The sequence below is a fragment of the Paenibacillus sp. JT31N7 genome (assembly GCF_059692095.1).
The window spans coordinates 39,513-56,219 of sequence record NZ_JCAUAT010000002.1 but is presented as its reverse complement, the minus strand read 5'-3'; the positions used below and the strand labels follow the sequence as shown (position 1 = coordinate 56,219).

20 protein-coding genes are annotated in these 16,707 nt (G+C 53.8%); 12 read left to right on the top strand and 8 right to left on the bottom strand.

The annotated features are described in order from the left end of the window. The first annotated feature begins 74 nt into the window (after positions 1-74). Positions 75-557, top strand: a complete 483-nt coding sequence (locus tag AC58P5_RS10445) for a GNAT family N-acetyltransferase (protein ID WP_497386129.1) — start codon at positions 75-77, stop codon at positions 555-557. Here AC58P5_RS10445 and AC58P5_RS10440 read toward each other — a convergent pair. Continuing rightward, positions 554-760, bottom strand: coding sequence for a hypothetical protein (locus tag AC58P5_RS10440; protein WP_497386127.1), 207 nt, complete (start codon positions 758-760; stop codon positions 554-556). The genes AC58P5_RS10445 and AC58P5_RS10440 overlap by 4 nt on opposite strands. After that, positions 757-1,701, bottom strand: a complete 945-nt coding sequence (locus AC58P5_RS10435) for a DMT family transporter (RefSeq protein WP_497386125.1) — start codon at positions 1,699-1,701, stop codon at positions 757-759. The genes AC58P5_RS10440 and AC58P5_RS10435 overlap by 4 nt, the downstream gene beginning before the upstream one ends. A 137-nt stretch (positions 1,702-1,838) precedes the next feature. Between AC58P5_RS10435 and AC58P5_RS10430 the strand changes: the two genes are divergently transcribed. The 4 genes from AC58P5_RS10430 to AC58P5_RS10415 all read left to right on the top strand — a co-directional run bounded on the left by AC58P5_RS10430 (position 1,839) and on the right by AC58P5_RS10415 (position 5,218). After that, complete coding sequence (locus AC58P5_RS10430; RefSeq protein ID WP_497386123.1) at positions 1,839-3,197, top strand: aminotransferase-like domain-containing protein; 1,359 nt, start codon at positions 1,839-1,841, stop codon at positions 3,195-3,197. A 155-nt stretch (positions 3,198-3,352) separates the two neighbouring features. Then, complete coding sequence (locus AC58P5_RS10425) at positions 3,353-3,739, top strand: GntR family transcriptional regulator (protein WP_497386121.1); 387 nt, start codon at positions 3,353-3,355, stop codon at positions 3,737-3,739. Next, complete coding sequence (locus tag AC58P5_RS10420) at positions 3,736-4,611, top strand: ABC transporter ATP-binding protein (RefSeq protein ID WP_497386119.1); 876 nt, start codon at positions 3,736-3,738, stop codon at positions 4,609-4,611. The genes AC58P5_RS10425 and AC58P5_RS10420 overlap by 4 nt, the downstream gene beginning before the upstream one ends. Then, entirely contained in the window at positions 4,595-5,218 is a 624-nt protein-coding gene (locus AC58P5_RS10415; protein ID WP_497386117.1) for an ABC-2 transporter permease, read from the top strand. Before AC58P5_RS10420 ends, AC58P5_RS10415 begins: the two co-directional genes overlap by 17 nt. Positions 5,219-5,283: 65 nt before the next feature. Here the strand turns inward: AC58P5_RS10415 and AC58P5_RS10410 are convergent, their stop codons facing one another. Then, positions 5,284-5,793, bottom strand: a complete 510-nt coding sequence (locus tag AC58P5_RS10410) for a thioredoxin family protein (protein ID WP_497386115.1) — start codon at positions 5,791-5,793, stop codon at positions 5,284-5,286. A gap of 361 nt (positions 5,794-6,154) precedes the next feature. Here AC58P5_RS10410 and AC58P5_RS10405 point away from each other — a divergent pair, with 361 nt between their 5' ends. From AC58P5_RS10405 to AC58P5_RS10390, 4 genes are all read left to right on the top strand, one after another. Beyond that, on the top strand, positions 6,155-6,940 hold the full coding sequence (locus AC58P5_RS10405; RefSeq protein WP_497387555.1) for a pseudouridine synthase: 786 nt from the start codon (positions 6,155-6,157) through the stop codon (positions 6,938-6,940). Positions 6,941-7,013: 73 nt separating this feature from the next. Continuing rightward, positions 7,014-7,829 carry a Cof-type HAD-IIB family hydrolase gene (locus AC58P5_RS10400; protein ID WP_497386113.1) on the top strand — a complete coding sequence of 272 codons (816 nt, stop codon included), beginning with the start codon at positions 7,014-7,016 and terminating at the stop codon, positions 7,827-7,829. A 56-nt stretch (positions 7,830-7,885) separates the two neighbouring features. Further along, positions 7,886-9,406 (top strand): MDR family MFS transporter, encoded by a 1,521-nt coding sequence (locus tag AC58P5_RS10395; RefSeq protein ID WP_497386111.1) that lies wholly within the window; start codon positions 7,886-7,888, stop codon positions 9,404-9,406. A 226-nt stretch (positions 9,407-9,632) separates the two neighbouring features. After that, a complete protein-coding gene (locus tag AC58P5_RS10390; protein ID WP_497386109.1) occupies positions 9,633-10,670 on the top strand; it encodes a hypothetical protein in 1,038 nt (345 codons plus the stop codon). 116 nt (positions 10,671-10,786) lie between these two features. Here the strand turns inward: AC58P5_RS10390 and trxA are convergent, their stop codons facing one another. Both trxA and AC58P5_RS10380 read right to left on the bottom strand, forming a co-directional pair. After that, the gene (gene trxA, locus AC58P5_RS10385; protein ID WP_413002027.1) at positions 10,787-11,104 is read right to left on the bottom strand and encodes a thioredoxin; all 318 of its coding nucleotides are present in this window, start codon (positions 11,102-11,104) and stop codon (positions 10,787-10,789) included. A gap of 155 nt (positions 11,105-11,259) precedes the next feature. Beyond that, entirely contained in the window at positions 11,260-11,892 is a 633-nt protein-coding gene (locus AC58P5_RS10380) for a nitroreductase family protein (RefSeq protein ID WP_497386107.1), read from the bottom strand. 358 nt (positions 11,893-12,250) lie between these two features. Between AC58P5_RS10380 and AC58P5_RS10375 the strand changes: the two genes are divergently transcribed. After that, the gene (locus tag AC58P5_RS10375) at positions 12,251-12,520 is read left to right on the top strand and encodes a hypothetical protein (protein ID WP_497386105.1); all 270 of its coding nucleotides are present in this window, start codon (positions 12,251-12,253) and stop codon (positions 12,518-12,520) included. A 121-nt stretch (positions 12,521-12,641) separates the two neighbouring features. Here the strand turns inward: AC58P5_RS10375 and AC58P5_RS10370 are convergent, their stop codons facing one another. Both AC58P5_RS10370 and AC58P5_RS10365 read right to left on the bottom strand, forming a co-directional pair. Next, complete coding sequence (locus AC58P5_RS10370) at positions 12,642-13,049, bottom strand: helix-turn-helix domain-containing protein (RefSeq protein ID WP_497386103.1); 408 nt, start codon at positions 13,047-13,049, stop codon at positions 12,642-12,644. A 241-nt stretch (positions 13,050-13,290) separates the two neighbouring features. Then, complete coding sequence (locus AC58P5_RS10365; protein WP_497386101.1) at positions 13,291-13,698, bottom strand: helix-turn-helix domain-containing protein; 408 nt, start codon at positions 13,696-13,698, stop codon at positions 13,291-13,293. Positions 13,699-13,856: 158 nt separating this feature from the next. On the opposite strand from AC58P5_RS10365, the gene AC58P5_RS10360 reads away from it, so the two are divergent. Further along, positions 13,857-14,063 (top strand): helix-turn-helix domain-containing protein, encoded by a 207-nt coding sequence (locus AC58P5_RS10360; protein ID WP_009674753.1) that lies wholly within the window; start codon positions 13,857-13,859, stop codon positions 14,061-14,063. Positions 14,064-14,155: 92 nt separating this feature from the next. On the opposite strand, the gene AC58P5_RS10355 is transcribed toward AC58P5_RS10360, so the two are convergent. Then, entirely contained in the window at positions 14,156-15,292 is a 1,137-nt protein-coding gene (locus AC58P5_RS10355) for a GGDEF domain-containing protein (RefSeq protein ID WP_497386099.1), read from the bottom strand. Positions 15,293-15,562: 270 nt separating this feature from the next. Between AC58P5_RS10355 and AC58P5_RS10350 the strand changes: the two genes are divergently transcribed. Next, on the top strand, positions 15,563-16,687 hold the full coding sequence (locus tag AC58P5_RS10350; RefSeq protein ID WP_497386097.1) for a glycosyltransferase family 4 protein: 1,125 nt from the start codon (positions 15,563-15,565) through the stop codon (positions 16,685-16,687). Positions 16,688-16,707: the final 20 nt, after the last annotated feature.

Sequence of the window (16,707 nt, the reverse complement as noted above, 5' to 3'; positions counted from 1 at the left end):
ACCGGGACAAGAGCGGGCAGGATAGCGGTGTTTGCTTTTGTCGTACGGTACATAAGAAGAGGAAGTGACAAGGAATGGCGGGGTATCGAAACAGGCCTTTAACACCGGACGATTTGGACGTTATTTGCGGGCTGCCGCAGCATGCGGGAGAGCTCTTTTACATGTATCCGAAAGGGGTATATCCGCTAACGCCGGAGCAGATCCGCGAAACGCTGAAAATCCGGCTGTGCCCGACCGTTATAACGGCCGAAGGCGGGGACATTGCGGCTTATGCCAATTTGTACGATTGCGTCCGGGAGACGGAATGCTGGCTCGGAAACGTGATTGTGGCGCCCGGGTACCGGGGACAAGGGGCGTCCTCTTACCTGATCCGCACGATGATGGACAAGGCGAAGCGGGAGCTCGGTGTCCCGTTCCTTAACCTTGTCTGCCACAACACGAACACGACTGCGCTGCTTCTGTATGCGAAGCTGGGTTTCCGACCGTTTGAGGTGTCGGAGAAGACGGGACCGGACGGGAAGCGTCTGGCCGGCATTCATATGCGTGCCTCTCTTTAGGCCTGCGATTCGGGGCGAGAAGCGGGTGCCAGCAGCCCGTGCCGGAAGCAGACAGCCCGTGCCGGAAGCAGACAGCCCGTGCCCGAAGCAGACAGCCCGTGCCCGAAGCAGACAGCCCGGAATAAGGCAGACGACGAAAAGGCCGTGCATTCACGGCCTTTTCGTTTTGCCTGCGGCTTTTTGCCGCTGACAATTCTCTTCACGCATCCGGCCTTCTTTCCGGCTGCCGGGAAATTTTTCGGGGAGAAGCGGGCAGACATACGCCGACCACTCCGGCAATCATAAGAGCGGCTCCGATCAAGTGGAAATACGCCAGTTTCTCATGCAAAATGATGACGCCGGCCGCCATGGTAACGATCGTGGACAATTGGCTGAAAATGCTGATTTTGAAGGCCTCCATTTTGGAAAGGGCGTAATTGGACAGAAATGAACTCGCAAGGGAGGACAGCACGCCCAGAAAAAGGACCGAGACGGTGAACGAAAGGTCGCCGAAAGGTTCGAAATAGAGAGGAAGCGTGCCTTGGACGGTACGGCGGATGACCGCAAACCCGTTAAACGCGACGAAGCCGAAAAGCAGCGAAACAAACGTCAAGTCGAGCGGCGTATAATTCCGGCTTAATTTTCTTGCGAGCACGCTGTATCCGGCGGAGGAAAGAGCGGAGAGCAGGATCAGGAACAGCCCGGCTCCGTTCATCGTACCAAAGTCCAGTCCCTTCATGGCGAAAATATAAACACCGCCTGCCACAGAGAGGGCGATGAACAGATTTTGCCGCAGGCCGGTCCGTTCCTTCAGCACAACCGAAGCGAGCATCATAGTGAAAACGGGGGCTGCGGCTTGAATGATTCCCGCCTCGGAAGCCGACGCCTGTACCAGGCCGAAGGTCTGGAAAGCAAAAAACAGAACGGGATACAGCACGGCCATCGGCAGGATGGCTAAATAATCCCGCTTCCGGATGTTCAGCCGGGTTCTGCTGAGGGCGAGGAAGACGAGCAGCGCGGCCAGGGAAATCGTAAACCTGTGCGCGAGGAGATCGAACGGCCCTGTGGAAACGAGGGCGGTTTTCACGAATATGAACGAGAAGCCGATGATCAAGGCGTAAAGTACGGCGGATAGGTAAGCTTTGGTAAGCGGTGCTGCTTTCATGGCGATCTATTCCTTTTAGCCTGCATGCAAAGCGGTTTATTAAGGTCCCTGTCTAGATTTTAAGGGGACGGGCGCCTGTGCTACAATAGAAGAAAACGTTAACTGTACCGGTACAGATTGGCCGGAGAAGGTGAACCATGCACAAATATGAAGAACTTTTAACCGATCTGGAACAGCAGATAGCGGACCGCCGCTACAAGGAAGGGAGCAAGCTTCCCTCCATCCGGAAGCTGTCGGAAAGCTATGGGGTTAACAAAAGCACCGTTATCCGTGCGCTGGAGGAACTGGAGAGCAGGCATCTGGTCTATTCCATCGCCAAGAGCGGGTATTATGTCGTCAAATCGTCGCCGGATTCCATTACGGACCTGCCGGATGTCATCGACTTTGCCGTCTCCGCTCCGGACCCGGCCTTTTTTCCTTATCTGGATTTCCAGCACTGCATAAACAAAGCGATCGATACGTACAAAAACGATTTGTTTGTGTACGGGACACCTCAAGGACTGCCTGCGCTGCTCGTGATGATGCAGAAGCTGCTTGCGGATTATCAGGTGTTTACGCGCGTCAGCAGCCTGTTTGTCGTTTCCGGCGTGCAGCAGGCGCTGGCGATTTTGGCCGCGCTTCCTTTTCCGAACGGGAAAACGAAAGTGCTGATCGAGCAGCCGGGCTACCATCTGTTCATCGAACAGCTCGTAACTCACGGCGTCCCGGTTATGGGAATCCGGCGTTCGCGGGAAGGGATCGATCCGGACGAGCTGGAGCGGCTTTTCCGGACGGAGCCGATCAAGTTCTTTTATACGATTCCGAGGTTTCACGCTCCGCTCGGCAGCTCTTACCGTACGGAAGTAAAGAAGAAAATCGCGGCCCTTGCCAACAAGTACGATGTCTACGTGGTGGAAGACGATTATCTGGCCGACTTGGAGCCGGACGGGAAAGCCGATCCGATCCATGCTTACGATGAGGGCGCGCGTGTGATTTATTTGAAAAGCTTCTCCAAAATCATGTTCCCCGGCCTCCGCATCGGCATAGCGGTTATCCCCGGCAGTCTCGTGGACCTTTTCAGCCGATACAAGCGGATTGCCGACATCGACAGCTCGATGATTTCCCAGGGTGCGCTGGAGATTTACCTGAAAAGCGGCATGTTCGAACGGCACAAGCATAAAATCAAAGCCGCCTACGCGGCCAGGTCGCGGCTTCTCCGGCAAATGCTTGCGGAGCATGAGCCGCTTGCATGCGGTGCGGTACGCGGGACCATGGAAGGGGAGGAGCACTCTCCCGTGCATACCCACCTTCTGCTGAGCCCGTCCGTTCCCCAGCAGGAGCTGGCGGGGAGGCTGCGCAAAAAATCGGTGGTGATCGAGCCGATCGGCAAGCACTATCTGCCGGGCTTTCCCCGGGACAACTACTTGAAGCTGAATGTCTCCCAAGTCGGGGAGGAAGAAATCCGGAGGGGAGTCCGGCTGCTCATGGAGGAGCTGGGACGATACGGAGACCGCTAAAGCTCCTCACAACGGCGGCCGGCGGGCAAAAAACGGAGACTGCTCCATGCGGTCTGCCGTTTTTTTTATGGTCAAATGAGCATTGACAGCATTGTATATAGTGTATATAGTATACATATACAATATGAACAGATATAACGCGAAGCGGGTGAATTATGAACATTATTCTTTCGCAGAGTTCAGGCGAGCCGATTTACGAGCAGATCAGACAGCAGATTCAGCGTCAAATTCTGCAGGGGGAGCTGCTTCCGGGAGAAAATCTGCCGTCGATCCGGCAGTTGGCTAAAGATCTGCAAATTAGTGTGATTACGACCAAGCGGGCCTACGAGGAGCTGGAGAAGGAAGGGTTGATCGACTCGGTCGTCGGCAAAGGCTCCTTCGTTTCCGGTCTGAATCGGGAATATATCCGGGAGCAGCAGTTAAAGCAGTTCGAAGCGAAATTGTCGGAAGCCGTCCGGGAAGCCAGGCAGCTGGGAATAACGGTGGAAGAAACGGTCGAAACGGTCAAGGCGCTGTATCAAGAGGAGGATGACATTCGATGAATGCGGTGGAATTTCAGCATATTTCCAAAACATATCCCAATTTCAACATTCAAGACTTGTCCTTTGCGGTACCCAAAGGATACATTACGGGACTGATCGGACCTAACGGCGCGGGCAAAAGCACCCTGATCAAAATTTTGCTTCATCTCGCGATTCCGGAGCAGGGACGTGTCTTCATAGAAGGAATGGAGATGCCGCAGCGGGAGAAGGAGATCAAGGAAATGATCGGTTTCGTATCGGACGAAAGCCACTTCTACGAGCATTTGACCGTCCGCCAGACCGGCAGGCTGCTCGCTTCTTTTTACCGGAAATGGAACGATACACAGTTTCAAACGTATTTGGAGCGGTTCGAGCTTCCGTCGGGGAAGAAGATTTCGGACTTATCCAAAGGCATGAAGATGAAATTCGGTCTGGCTGCGGCTCTGTCCCACGGGGCGAAGCTCCTGGTAATGGACGAACCGACCGCGGGGCTCGATCCCGTCTTCCGGCGCGAGCTGCTCGATTTGCTCGCGGATCTGATGCAGGATGAGCAGCATACGATCCTGTTCTCCACCCACATTACGACGGACTTGGATCGCGTCGCGGATTATATCGCCTTCATGAACCGGGGAAAGCTCGTTTTCAGCGAGACCAAGGATAACGTTCAGGAACGGTACGCCATCGTAAAAGGAGGGACGGAGCTGCTGGATGCGGACATCCGCAAGCAGTTCGTTTCCATCCGGGAAACGTCCGTAGGTTTCCAAGGCCTGGTTTATAACCGGCCGCAGGCGGAGAAGCTGTTCGGAGGCTATGCGGTTATCGAGCCCGCCACGCTGGAAGATATTATGGTCTACACCGTCAAAGGAGGGAAAAGCCATGCTGGCACTGCTTAGCAAAGATTTTCGTGTGATGAGAAAAGAACTCTTGATAATGGGGGTCTATGTCATTTTCTTTGCCTTCTATTTTTCCAGCTCTTCCATGGGCGGAGTTCTGGTTCAGCTTGTTCCCTCCATCATGCTGTTGTTCATTTCGGCGAATCATGACGTGAAGAACCGCAATTTCATCCTGCTGGGCAGTCTTCCCGTGCGGCGTTCGGATATCGTGCGCGCCAGGTACATGAGCGTGATCGTATTCGGTGTCCTGGGTGTCGCGATCGGTTTTGCCGTAAGCATCGTAACGGCCTTGTTACAAGGAACGGACGCCGCCTCCGCTTTCTCCTGGGGAACTTCAGGCCTCCTGGGCGTTATGCTCATCGTTTATGCGGCAATTTATCTTCCGCTGCACTACTGGCTCGGGGACAGACATCTGCAAATGATCAGCGTCATTATGATGATCCTGCTGTTTCTGGCGACCTCGATGCTGGGCTTTATTGTAGGCGCAACGGACAAATGGGGGCTTCCTTCCCCAGCGGCGGGCGCGTCTATCGCGGCGGCGGGAGTAGCGGCGCTTCTCGTTTCTTATGCGATTTCGCTCGGGATTATTAAGAAGAAAGATTTTTGACCGGCAGTTCCGCGAGAGTGGAAAGAATAAGAAAAGCAGCGGATTAGCTCCGCTGCTTCTTTGGTTTATTTGCTGTTATGCTTGAGGAAAAATTCTTTGAACTTCTCACGCGTATTGCCTTCGGTTCCGCCGTTTTCCGGCACGCCGCCGACCATGCGTTCTACCTCTACGCCGTCTTTGTAGTATACGAGTGTAGGCGTGTATTCGATGTTGTATTTTTTCCAGCCGTCCTGGAATTCAAGCAGGTTAAACTGCTTCACGTCGATGCCAAGCTCTTGCTCAAGCGGGACAAGTACGGGCGTCGTTACTTTACAGTGCGGACAATCGGCGCCGTAGTAGTACAGGAAGAAGCTTTCTTTGCTCGCGATGCGTTTGTCGAGCTCTTCGGGTTTGATCAGGTTCTGGTAGTTCGGGTCTTCGAGCAATTTCTGAGTGGCCGGTTTCAGCTTGGAAGCGGATACGCCGTACAGCTTGTTGGCCGCTTCGTCGTTGCCCTTGTTGGAAGATTTCGTGAGCATGAAGATGGCAGCGAAAAGGACAACAATAATGCCTAAGTAAATCGCTAATTTTTTCATAATTCACTCCTTGTAGGGTTACTTGTTTAGCTAGAATAATTTCGAGACGAAAGAGCGCAAATCCTGCTAGTTCTTCATGTAAAAGTGAGAAAATCGTGAAAGATTGCCTGTTTTTTTGTCGGATCGAAGGTGCAAGCAGGCCCGGAATAGTCTATAATACGGGGAGCCGCACTAAATTCCGCCCGGTACGCTTCACAGCAACACTTCGACCGAATACCCCGATTCGCATAAAAGGCAGTCCACCGAACATGCCCTGGCCCCGGATTCACGGAGGCAAGAGGGCTTTTATTCATAAGGGCGGAAAAGCAGGAAACCGAGGCAGGTTCCATAAAAATATTGGCAGGAAGGAGGCGGAAACGCGATTAAAAGGAAAACACAACGGCTCGATAAGGTGCTGGCCAATCTCGGCTACGGTTCACGTTCCGATTTGAAAAAGGCGGTCAAAAACGGCCTCATCGAAGTGAACGGCACCCGGATTAAAGACAGCGGAATGCAGGTCGACCCGGAGCAGGACGAGATCGCCGTAAGCGGGAAAAAAATCCTTTACCGGGAATTCGTCTATCTTCTTCTGAATAAGCCGCAGGGCGTCGTTTCCGCTACGGAAGATAACCGGGACCGCACGGTAGTGGATCTGCTCAGCGATGCTTATGCGCCTTTTGACGTATTTCCCGTCGGCCGGCTGGACAAAGATACGGAAGGGTTTCTGCTGCTCACGAACGACGGCAAGCTGGCCCACAATCTGCTTTCGCCGCGGAAGCATGTGTCCAAAACGTACTACGCCAAGGTGGAAGGCGCGGTCGGAGAAGCCGACAAGCGCGCGTTTGAGGCGGGCGTCGAGCTGGATGACGGGTATGTGACCATGCCGGCGCAGCTTCGCGTTCTGGCATGCGATACGACCGCCGATCCGGTGCACTCGGAGATTGAGCTGACCATTCAGGAAGGGAAGTTTCACCAAGTGAAACGGATGTTCCAGGCAGTAGGCAAGCGGGTCGTTTATTTGAAGCGTATCTCGATGGGACCGCTCCGGCTGGACCCGAATTTGGGATTGGGCGAATACCGGGAGTTGACCCGCGAGGAACTGGAGCTGCTTCAGGGCAAGCCTTTCCTCGATTCCGTTCCCGGCGTTGACAACGACCTACATAAGTGAGACGAAGCTAAGGCATGCACAAGGCAAGAGAGACAAAACCAGATGATAACGGAGTGGAAAGGAGACCTGCCCCATGACTTACAAACTAATTGCCCTGGATGTTGACGGTACGCTTCTGAACGACGATTATCTCCTTACCGAACGAACCCGGGAAACCGTACGACGTGTGCACGAGCAGGGAAGTTCTATCGTGCTCTGCACGGGTCGCGGGCCCGCAAGCGCCATTCCGGTTCTGGAGGAACTGGGACTGGAAGGTACGGTCATTACGCACAACGGCGGCGCCACCGTCCAGTCTCCCGGACTGGAATTGATCCATCAGTATGCCTTTCAGGTCAGCCAAATCGCCGGTATGATCGCTTACTGCCGCGAGCACCGGGTACACTTCGATGTGTGCGCCCCGTTTGATATGTACCTGGAATATTGGACCGAGGTCGAAAAGGCGATGTACAAAAAGTTTTTCGTCACTCCGCATCTGGTTGCGGATGTTACGGCTTTGACGGTCCCGCTCGTCAAATTCACGCTGTACAGCGCGGACCCGGCCGTCATGGACACGGTTGAGCGGGACTGGTCGCTTTCCCGGCTGTACGGCGATCTCCGCATGATCCGCAGCGGGGATCATTTTATCGACGTGATGCACGCCGATGCGACGAAGGGCAACGCCCTGCGCAGCTTGTGCGCAAGTCTGGACGTCCGTCCGGACGAAGTGCTTGCCATCGGCAACTACTACAACGACCTGGAGATGATCTCCTTCGCGGGTCTCGGAATCGCGATGGCCAATTCTCCGGCAGGCGTTCTGGAGCAGGCGGACCAAATAACCGCCTCCAACAATGAAGACGGCGTAGCGCAAGCGCTGGAAACGTACGTCTTGCAAACAGTCCGCCGGGATTAAGCAATTGAACGGTCATCCAGGGCGGTTCACTAAAAAAAGAAAAGGCGGTGCTGCCCATGACTCGGACCGGTAACACCGACAAAACGAAAGTCCTGCTGGCCATCATGGTCGTGACCTTCCTGTCTTCCATCGAAGGCACGATCGTGTCGACCGCCATTCCCCGCATCGTCGGCGATTTGGGCGGTCTGGACTTGATGAGCTGGGTGATTTCCATCTACCTGCTCACAACTGCGGTTTCTACCCCGATATTCGGCAAGTTGTCCGATTTGTACGGACGCAAGAAAATTTTTATGATCGGAACCGGTTTGTTCCTGATCGGCTCGACCTTGTGCGGAATCGCGCAATCCATGGAAATGATGATCTTCTTCCGGGCGGTCCAGGGGATCGGCGCCGGCGCCATTCTCCCCGTTACGATGATTATCGTCGGGGATATTTATTCGTTCGAAGAACGCGCGAAGATCCAGGGCTGGATCAGCGGCATCTGGGGGCTTTCGGGCATTCTCGGGCCGCTGGCGGGCGGCCTGATGGTCGATTATGTGTCGTGGAGATGGATTTTCTATTTTAACATTCCGTTCGGCATCATCTCCATGCTGCTTATTTCCGCCTTTCTGCACGAAAATCTGGAAAAAACGAAGCGGCCGATCGATTATCCGGGCATTGTGACGTTCACGGTCAGCATGACGGCTCTGATCTATGCCCTGCTGAGCGGAGGGGTCCAGTATGCCTGGGGCTCGCCGGTCATTATCGGTCTGCTGCTCGTCTCCGTCGTCTTTCTGTTTATTTTTATCGCCGTCGAAAAAAGATCACCGGAGCCGATGCTGCCGCTTGACCTGTTCAAGGACCGGCTCCTTACGCTCATCAACTCGTCGGGCTTCATTCTCAGCGCGATCCTCGTTGCGGTCACGATCTATCTGCCGCTCTGGGTTCAGAGCGTGAACGGCGGCGGGGCAACCGGCTCAGGCTTCGCGCTGATCCCGCTGTCCATCTGCTGGACCGTCGGCGCAGCTCTGGCGGGAAGAGGCTTCGTCCGCCTGGGCGTAAAAACCGCCGTCCTGATCGGGATAGGGGGGATCACGGCGGGTTCCGTCGCCTTGGCTTTGATGACGGCCGCGACTCCGGCGTGGGCGCTCGAAGTGTACACGGCGCTGTTCGGGATCGGCTTCGGCTTCGCCTTCACGGCATATACGATCACGATGCAATCCGCCGTAGGCTGGAAGCTGCGCGGAGCCGCCATGTCCTCGCACACGTTCATCCGTACGCTTGGCCAGACGCTGGGGATCGCGGTGTTCGGGATGCTCTACAATACCTCGCTGCACTCGTATCAGCAGGCCCATCCCGAAGAGGTCGGAGGCATCGACCTCAACAAGGCGCTGGACGCCCACGGCCGTTCCGCCTTCTCGCCGGAAACGATGGCGGGCGTCCGCGATTTGTTCGCGTTCAGCTTGAGCCGCATCTTCTGGTCCCTGCTCGTTCTGGCGGCCATCGGTATCGTGCTCACGCTGCTTCTGCCGAAACGCTTCAAGGTCGAAGACGAGCCTGAGCCGTCACCGGCAGCGGAGCCGTCCCGGCAGTCCTGACGAATTGAACGGAGGCTACTCCGTGCAGCATCTATGAAAAAGGCTTACCCGTCCGCATTAGCAGACATCGGGTAAGTCTTTTTTTGTTATGGGCTCATCTCCCGCTTGTCACATATATTTCCGGGAATACGGGTACGCTAGGAGCAGAATCTTCCGGGTAAGCATTTTTGGCCTGGCCAGAACTTGCTGCATCGTCCGGAAAATACCGATAAGGGAGGCAGAGCGAATGGCCCAGCTAGTACTAAGACCCGACCTCAAAACGGCGGGCGGAGAAGTGACGGAAATCTTGGTGGACGGCCGTTTTGCCGGAATTATCAGTTTGGTGTACCGCGAAGGGGACCGGATGACCGGGGGCATTCAGCTTGAAGATGCCGTACTATCCCCAGCCGGCAAAAGAGAAGTGGACGCATTCGTGCGCAACCATATCCAATGGCTGGTCGATGCGATGAACATCCGGGAATGCGACGTTGTGCTGACTTATGGCAGCTATGACCATATCATCGGCACCCCGCTGCTTCCGGAGAAATCCCCGGCGGTGGACTATGAGGACGATGAGACGACGGCGGAGTGGGTCGGTGACGAATCCGTATACGGAGACTACGAGGAAGAAGAACTCGATGACATCTCTATGGAAGAGGACGCCTACGATACCGAACCGGATTACGAGCTGGTGCTTCTGGAGGATATGCGAGGCAGGGTGGAATACCAGCTTTTTGATCCGGGTTCCCGTCTTGTGGCGGAAGCGTCATGCCGGATCTACGGCAGCGAAGCCGTCTGTATGCTCGACTGGGTATTCGATCCGCTCGAGGAAGAGATGGAGCTCGCTTCGAATCTGATTGTCGCCGATTTTCAGGAAGAAGAAACCGAAAACTTTTTGTTCCACAGCCGCTTTGACGGAGAAATCGTGGATTCGATCGAAATCTCGCTGGAAGAGACGGAAGAGCTGAGCGAGCTGGACGGCGGAGAAGACGAATACTCGATCATTCTGGCGAGGGATGACGGGGATACGCTGACCTATGAAATTTACGAGCAGGAATACGGCGGTATTCCGATCGGAACGGCCACTATTGACGTAAGCGAGGATCAGCTGACCGGCTTTATCGACTTCCGCCAAACCGACGATTCCCGCCAGCGGCAGGAAATTGCCCGGCTGCTGATGGAGGAGCTGGATAAGGAGCAGGATTACGATTCGCTGCATCTGTCCATGCTTTACCGCAACAAGCTGATCGATGAACTCCTGTTCGAAAATGTTACGATTCAGTAATATACGACGCGGAACTGAGGTTCCGCGTTTTTTCGTAAAAAGAGCGGTCCTCTTCGCCGGATGACGAAAGGGACCGCTCTTTTTTTGTGCCGGTCTCTGGGGAAGTTGCCGGACATTTACTTGTTTTGGTTAACCAGTTCTTGCAAAGTTTGAAGCGATTGAACGCCTACCATCGTTTTGACTTCGCTGCCGTTTTTGAACAGCTTAAGTGTAGGAATGCTCATCACGCCGAACTTAGAAGCCGTTTCCGGGTTGTCGTCGACGTTGATTTTCGCGATCGTTACCGCTTCGCCGGCTTCTTCCGTCAGCTGGTCCAGGATCGGGCTCTGCATTTTGCAGGGACCGCACCAAGGCGCCCAGAAATCGACGAGAACGAGGTTGTTGTTATCCAGCGTTTCCTGGAAAGTTTGATCGGATACGTTTAGCAAAGACATAGGAATCCCTCCGGGTGTGAAATTTTTGGTGTAGACGGGTGAATAGCGCGTAAAGCGTGATGCGAAAAGCTATAGGCCGCGCGCTTGCCTCTAATGGGATCAAGCGAGTTTAGATCTGTGTGTCTTTAAACGATTCGGGCTGCCGGGTAAACAGGTCAGAACGAATTTTTAACGACAGCCTGCTCCAGAGGAAAGCGTCCGGACGCATAAGCGGGTTTCGCGGCTTTGCCGACAGAGATCAGCAGAGTGGGGATGTAACGCTCCGGAATGTTGAACTCTTGCACGAGCGCGGCCGGATTGAAGCCGCCCATCGGGCACGTGTCGTAGCCGAGCGCTTTCGCCGCGAGCATAAGCTGCATGGACGCGAACGAGGCGTTGCGGATCGCTTCATCCCGAGGGATAGTGCCGCCGCTTGCATAGGCACCGTTAATTTGCGACACGAGCGTGTTCTTGATTTCCAGCGTCAAAACCCCGCCTTCTACAGCCGCCCCGTAGATCGTCTCGGCGTTCAGGTTCGCCTGCAGGTCGCCCAGGACAGCGACGACAAAGGAGCTTTCCGCCACCTGCTTCTGGTTGTTTGCGATCGGGAGCAAACGCTGTTTGGCGGCCGGATCGTCGATCACGAGGAATTTCCAGTGCTGCAGATTCCAGGAGGATGGCGCCTGGTTAGCCGCGTTCAGGATAAGTTCCTTATGTTCCTCGGGAAACACAAAATCCGGATCGTACGATTTTACGGAGTGACGCTCCGAGATGACTTTAAGAGTTTCGGGAAAAAGCTGTTGGGTCATAAATATCCTCCTTTTGGCGGTTCGCAACGTTATAGGTAATGTGTGCGGTTTTGCGGAAAACATGTCTGGTTTCCGGTTGTTCCGCGTAGTCAATTTTTTCAGGCCAAACGATTTTCGGTCGTTCGTTAAAAAAAAGCGGGCCGCCGGCCGTTCGGCAGAAAAGGGAGAACTCGGTCAGGCCCGCCGGCAGAAGGACGGGTATCCGGGCATAACGGATGCCGTCTGGGTGGACTAAACTGTAACTAAATAAGTTACGTTATATCTAGTATAATAAATATTACAGTTAAAACTGTCAAGAGCAACTTTTCACATTCGATAATTTCAGTCATAATCGGAAGTGGAAGGAAGTGGAACATGAATGAGTGTCCTGCAAAATGAACTGACGCACCTCATCTTTCTGGCGGAGGTCGTAATCGCAAGCCGCAAAAAAGAAGTGATGGAAGATACGCTGCAGTGTCTGCTGTATATTATCAAGTCGCTGCCCGAAGTTGAAGTGCCGGACAGTGTTGCAGAACAAATCGCTCATTTGACGGAACGTATAGAGGAGAAGCTGAGGCAGGAGAATGAACGGATCCAGGAGATACAGGGAAACCTCGGCAAACTGGGCAAACCGAATTCAATCGCGTAGCCGGCCCGGATTAACATACACCAAGAATAAACCCGCAGGGAAGATTCGGTTCCCGGCGGGTTGTTTGAGCTGCTTATGCGTATGTAAGGCGGGATGTCAGGAAGCAGCCGTCTGGCCCGGATTACCCGTTGCGGCTGTTCCGTTCTTTCCAGAACAAAGCGCTGAGCATGCGCTCTACCCATTCTTTATCCTGCTCCGTCAGTTCGATGCCGTCGAAGATCAGATCGTTATCATGAAGAAACCGGCGCAGATTGACCGGAGCCTTGGGCTTGTCCCCGCCGTTCTCCTGTTCGTCGAGATATCCGGCAATTTTCATCAGTTCGGCGTAAGGGATATTCAAGCCTTCGGACAGCTTCATGAGCACATCCGGAGACGGGATATTACGGTTGCCGTTCTCAAGCTGGGAAATGTAAGCGGCCGATACGCCGGAACGGTCTGCCAGCTCACGGATCGTATAGCCTTTGAGCTTGCGGAGATCTTTAAGCTTGTCATAGAAATACATCGCAGCACCCGCATTTCTGGTAAACATTAGTTAACATGCTTATCATAGCAGGGAAAATGTGGTTTTTCAAAGGGAAACTTGGCCGCGCTTCCAAAACGGGGTCACCCGGCCTGAATGGACCGCCGTCATGCGAGGCCAAACCCGTGCGCCGGGCGCGGTGCCGAAACAAGTTTAGCATACACCAAGAATAAACCCGCAGGGGCGATTGGGCTCCCGCGGGTTATTTGATTTGCTTATGTTAAGTTCGGATACTAAAAGGAGGTCGGGATTATCCGTTGCGGTTATTCCGTTCTTTCCAGAACAGGGCGCTGAGCATGCGGTCCACCCATTCCTTATCCTGCTCCGTCAGTTCGATGCCGTCGAAGATCAGATCGTTGTCATGAAGAAACCGGCGCAGATTGACCGGAGTCTTGGGCTTGTCCCCGCGTCTCTCCGGTTCGTCGAGATACCCGGCAATTTTCATCAGTTCGGCGTAAGGGATATTCAAGCCTTCGGACAGCTTCATAAGCACATCCGGTGACGGGATATTGCGGTTGCCGTTCTCAAGCTGGGAAATGTAAGCGGCCGATACGCCGGAACGGTCTGCCAGCTCACGGATCGTATAGCCTTTGAGCTTGCGGAGATCTTTAAGCTTGTCATAGAAATACATCACCACACCCGCATTTCTGGTAAACATTAGTTAACATGCTTATCATAGCAGGGAAAATGTGGTTTTTCAATCGGGAGGGTAAAAGAAAGAAGAGTTAACATCAACAATAGTAAATATTTGTGTTTACAATAGTAAATTATAATGCTACTATGGAATTAATTAGGAAATGGGGGCCGTGATTTTTTATGAGGATTATTGCCAAATCGGAAGAATTTATCCGCAGAAGAATGACTCTGGGGCTGACCCAGCGGGAGCTTGCCAGACAGACGGGGTTGAGCCACGCGTACATCAGCTTGCTGGAGCGGTCGATGAAATCGGTCGGTCCCGGAGCCGCCAAGCGACTGAGCATCGTTCTCGGAAAGCAGGTCGAGGAGTTGTTCCACATTCAGTGAGGAAAAGGTGCGGTCTTCCCAGAGGCCGCGCCTTTTACGTTATCACCGTAGTGTCGTCGTCCCTTTCTGCCGGAAGACCGGACAGGGAGGAGTCAGGCGCCGAATTTGACGACTTTGTTCTTTCCGGTTGTTTTGGCCTTGTACATCGCTTCATCCGCCTGTTTGATCAGCTTGTCTCCCGTAAGGCCTTTCTTGTACGTGCTGAAGCCCATGCTGACCGTGACGATGGTTTCTTCTTCGATGCGCTTGCGGATTCTCTCCGCGAGCTCGGCGGGTTTGACATCGGGATCGGTCAGCAGAATGACCAGCTCTTCGCCGCCGTATCGTCCCACGATACCGCTTTCGTCCGCTTCCTGCCGCATGATGCTGGCTACCTGCTTGAGCATCTCGTCTCCCATGTGATGACCCTTGGTATCGTTGAGCTTTTTGAAATTGTCAATGTCGCTGAACAGGACGGAAACGGTCAAATTCAGCCGTATGTACTGAGAAACTCTTTTATCGAAATATTTGCGGTTATACACTTTGGTCAGGCCGTCGGTGATCGAGGATTGGTAAATCGCCTGCATAAGCTCGACGACCCGGTCGAACAGCAAGAAGAAAAGAATCGTCGCATAGACGACCGGAATAAACCATTCCGCCAGCATCAGCCATTTCTGCTCTCCTTGAAACAGATAGAGGTTGACCATATGTGCCGTTTGTCTGGCGAAATACAAGGTCATCACGGCCTGGAATTTTCCTTGCTGACCGATCAGGGGCGTAATGGTATATGCGCATAAAAAGATCAGCACGAACATATACAGCTCCAGCGGCAGATCGGCCAGCAGCGCGGCCTGCTCGGGGCTCCCACCGGACGGCGGATAAAAATGAAAAGCGGAAACGCCGAGAGCAACCGCGATCAAGCCGTAAAAAGATAAATAATGACGCCGCCGCGTCGGGTTATACAGCTGATAAATGCCCAGATTGATCAGGACAAAAGTAACCGCCTGGAGAAGACTGTCCGCAAAACCGGACATCCCTTGCAGCTGGTCCGAGGCCTGCCAGTAAATCCGCAGGATGTTGTGGACGAGCATAAGGACGAGCGAAACGGTCATCGAGAGGTAGCCTTTTTTCCTGCGCGTGTAGTAAAGCCTTCCCGAGATGAAAATCATCAGGGTAATAATGACTAGCATCATGGAGCTGGCCGTCTCCGGACCCCATGTTTCAATCGGATCGTTCCACAAGTTCAACATTCCTCCGAAGTTGTCCGTCCCGTCCTTCCGGGTCCGGATTCAAATGTACGTTCGCATTTTCAGGCGACTTCATTATAGCAAAATAGGGCGGGGACAAGAACAACTTTTTTCGGAAAATTTCCTGAAGACTAAAACGCCGCCCAGGCAGGAAGGGGCGTGTTCTCTTTTCTATTAGCCGGGCAGAAGGTACAATAAGAAGAGGCTGAGCGTAGGATGCTGTAAGCCGGATTTGCGCCGCAGGAGCGGACGGAGGATCAGGAGTGTGCACCGATGAACATTTTGCAAGCGTTATTCTTCCCGCCGGAGCAGCCGGGCGGAGTTTCTTCCATGGTCCCGTATATCACCGAAAAGTTTAATAAAAGAGGCTGGGACATGGAGCTGTTTTCCCTTCCCAGAAGGCTCAGGGGCAAGGGAACCGAGCCCGTTACCTTCAGCACGTTCGATTGGACCCGGTATGCGGGAAATCCGATCGTGGACAAATATATCCAGACCTACAAAGATTACGTGTGGTGGACGAAGCTTCGTATCCGTAAAAGTTACGATCTGATTCACGCCCATCACCCGATTGCCGCGCTCGCTATCAAGGAAGTGTTTCCCGACACGACCGTCATCGTAACCGTTCACTCCAGCTACGAGGGAGAGCTTCTGCTGAACGGTAAAATTGAGGTAGGCGGTCCCGAGCAGCTTTTTCTGACGTCGATTTACGGCGAAATGGAAGCGCGGTTGGACCAGATTTTAACGGTTTCGAACTCATTCAAAGGGTATATAAGCGAATTTATCCAGGACCCCGACCGGATCGGGGTTATTCCGAATGGCTACGACGAGAAGCGCTTCCGGCCGATTTCCCACGAGAACGAAGTGGCCCAATTGATTACGGTCTGCCGTCTGGTTCCGGCCAAAGGGCTCGAAACGCTGCTTCAAGCGTGCGCGATGCTCAAAGAGCGGGGGCATCCTTTCGTCCTGCATATTATCGGCGACGGCCCTTCCCGGACAGAGCTCGAGGAATTGGCGAAGGAGCTGAACTTATATGAAGATATTATTTTTTACGGGTATATGCTGCATCCCGAAGAGTTTATGCCTTTCTTCGATATTTTCGTCCTTCCTTCGAAAGCCGAGGCGTTCGGCTCCGTATTTGCGGAGGCGGCTCTCTGCCTTCTTGCTCTAGTAGGCACGAATGTCGGAGGGGTTGCGGAGCAGATCGAGAACGGGCGCAACGGGCTGCTGGTCGAGCCGGGGGATGCACCGGCACTCAGCCAGGCGCTGGAGAAAGTCGTAGTCGATCCGACCTACCGGTATCAACTGGCCCGTGCAGCTTCGGAGAAAGCGAAGAAATCGTACTCGCTCAACAGGGTCATCCGGCAGCTGCGCGGAGTGTACGAGAGGTACGGGAAATGAAGAGATTCCACGTTTTAAAC

What these genes read in the sequence shown, in the direction of transcription:
- AC58P5_RS10445 (WP_497386129.1), top strand. Translation starts at nt 75, where the DNA reads ATGGCGGGGTATCGAAACAGGCCTTTAACACCGGACGATTTGGACGTT.
- AC58P5_RS10435 (WP_497386125.1), bottom strand. Translation starts at nt 1,701, where the DNA reads ATGAAAGCAGCACCGCTTACCAAAGCTTACCTATCCGCCGTACTTTAC.
- AC58P5_RS10430 (WP_497386123.1), top strand. Translation starts at nt 1,839, where the DNA reads ATGCACAAATATGAAGAACTTTTAACCGATCTGGAACAGCAGATAGCG.
- AC58P5_RS10425 (WP_497386121.1), top strand. Translation starts at nt 3,353, where the DNA reads ATGAACATTATTCTTTCGCAGAGTTCAGGCGAGCCGATTTACGAGCAG.
- AC58P5_RS10420 (WP_497386119.1), top strand. Translation starts at nt 3,736, where the DNA reads ATGAATGCGGTGGAATTTCAGCATATTTCCAAAACATATCCCAATTTC.
- AC58P5_RS10415 (WP_497386117.1), top strand. Translation starts at nt 4,595, where the DNA reads ATGCTGGCACTGCTTAGCAAAGATTTTCGTGTGATGAGAAAAGAACTC.
- AC58P5_RS10410 (WP_497386115.1), bottom strand. Translation starts at nt 5,793, where the DNA reads ATGAAAAAATTAGCGATTTACTTAGGCATTATTGTTGTCCTTTTCGCT.
- AC58P5_RS10400 (WP_497386113.1), top strand. Translation starts at nt 7,014, where the DNA reads ATGACTTACAAACTAATTGCCCTGGATGTTGACGGTACGCTTCTGAAC.
- AC58P5_RS10395 (WP_497386111.1), top strand. Translation starts at nt 7,886, where the DNA reads ATGACTCGGACCGGTAACACCGACAAAACGAAAGTCCTGCTGGCCATC.
- AC58P5_RS10390 (WP_497386109.1), top strand. Translation starts at nt 9,633, where the DNA reads ATGGCCCAGCTAGTACTAAGACCCGACCTCAAAACGGCGGGCGGAGAA.
- trxA (WP_413002027.1), bottom strand. Translation starts at nt 11,104, where the DNA reads ATGTCTTTGCTAAACGTATCCGATCAAACTTTCCAGGAAACGCTGGAT.
- AC58P5_RS10380 (WP_497386107.1), bottom strand. Translation starts at nt 11,892, where the DNA reads ATGACCCAACAGCTTTTTCCCGAAACTCTTAAAGTCATCTCGGAGCGT.
- AC58P5_RS10375 (WP_497386105.1), top strand. Translation starts at nt 12,251, where the DNA reads ATGAGTGTCCTGCAAAATGAACTGACGCACCTCATCTTTCTGGCGGAG.
- AC58P5_RS10370 (WP_497386103.1), bottom strand. Translation starts at nt 13,049, where the DNA reads ATGTTTACCAGAAATGCGGGTGCTGCGATGTATTTCTATGACAAGCTT.
- AC58P5_RS10365 (WP_497386101.1), bottom strand. Translation starts at nt 13,698, where the DNA reads ATGTTTACCAGAAATGCGGGTGTGGTGATGTATTTCTATGACAAGCTT.
- AC58P5_RS10360 (WP_009674753.1), top strand. Translation starts at nt 13,857, where the DNA reads ATGAGGATTATTGCCAAATCGGAAGAATTTATCCGCAGAAGAATGACT.
- AC58P5_RS10355 (WP_497386099.1), bottom strand. Translation starts at nt 15,292, where the DNA reads ATGTTGAACTTGTGGAACGATCCGATTGAAACATGGGGTCCGGAGACG.
- AC58P5_RS10350 (WP_497386097.1), top strand. Translation starts at nt 15,563, where the DNA reads ATGAACATTTTGCAAGCGTTATTCTTCCCGCCGGAGCAGCCGGGCGGA.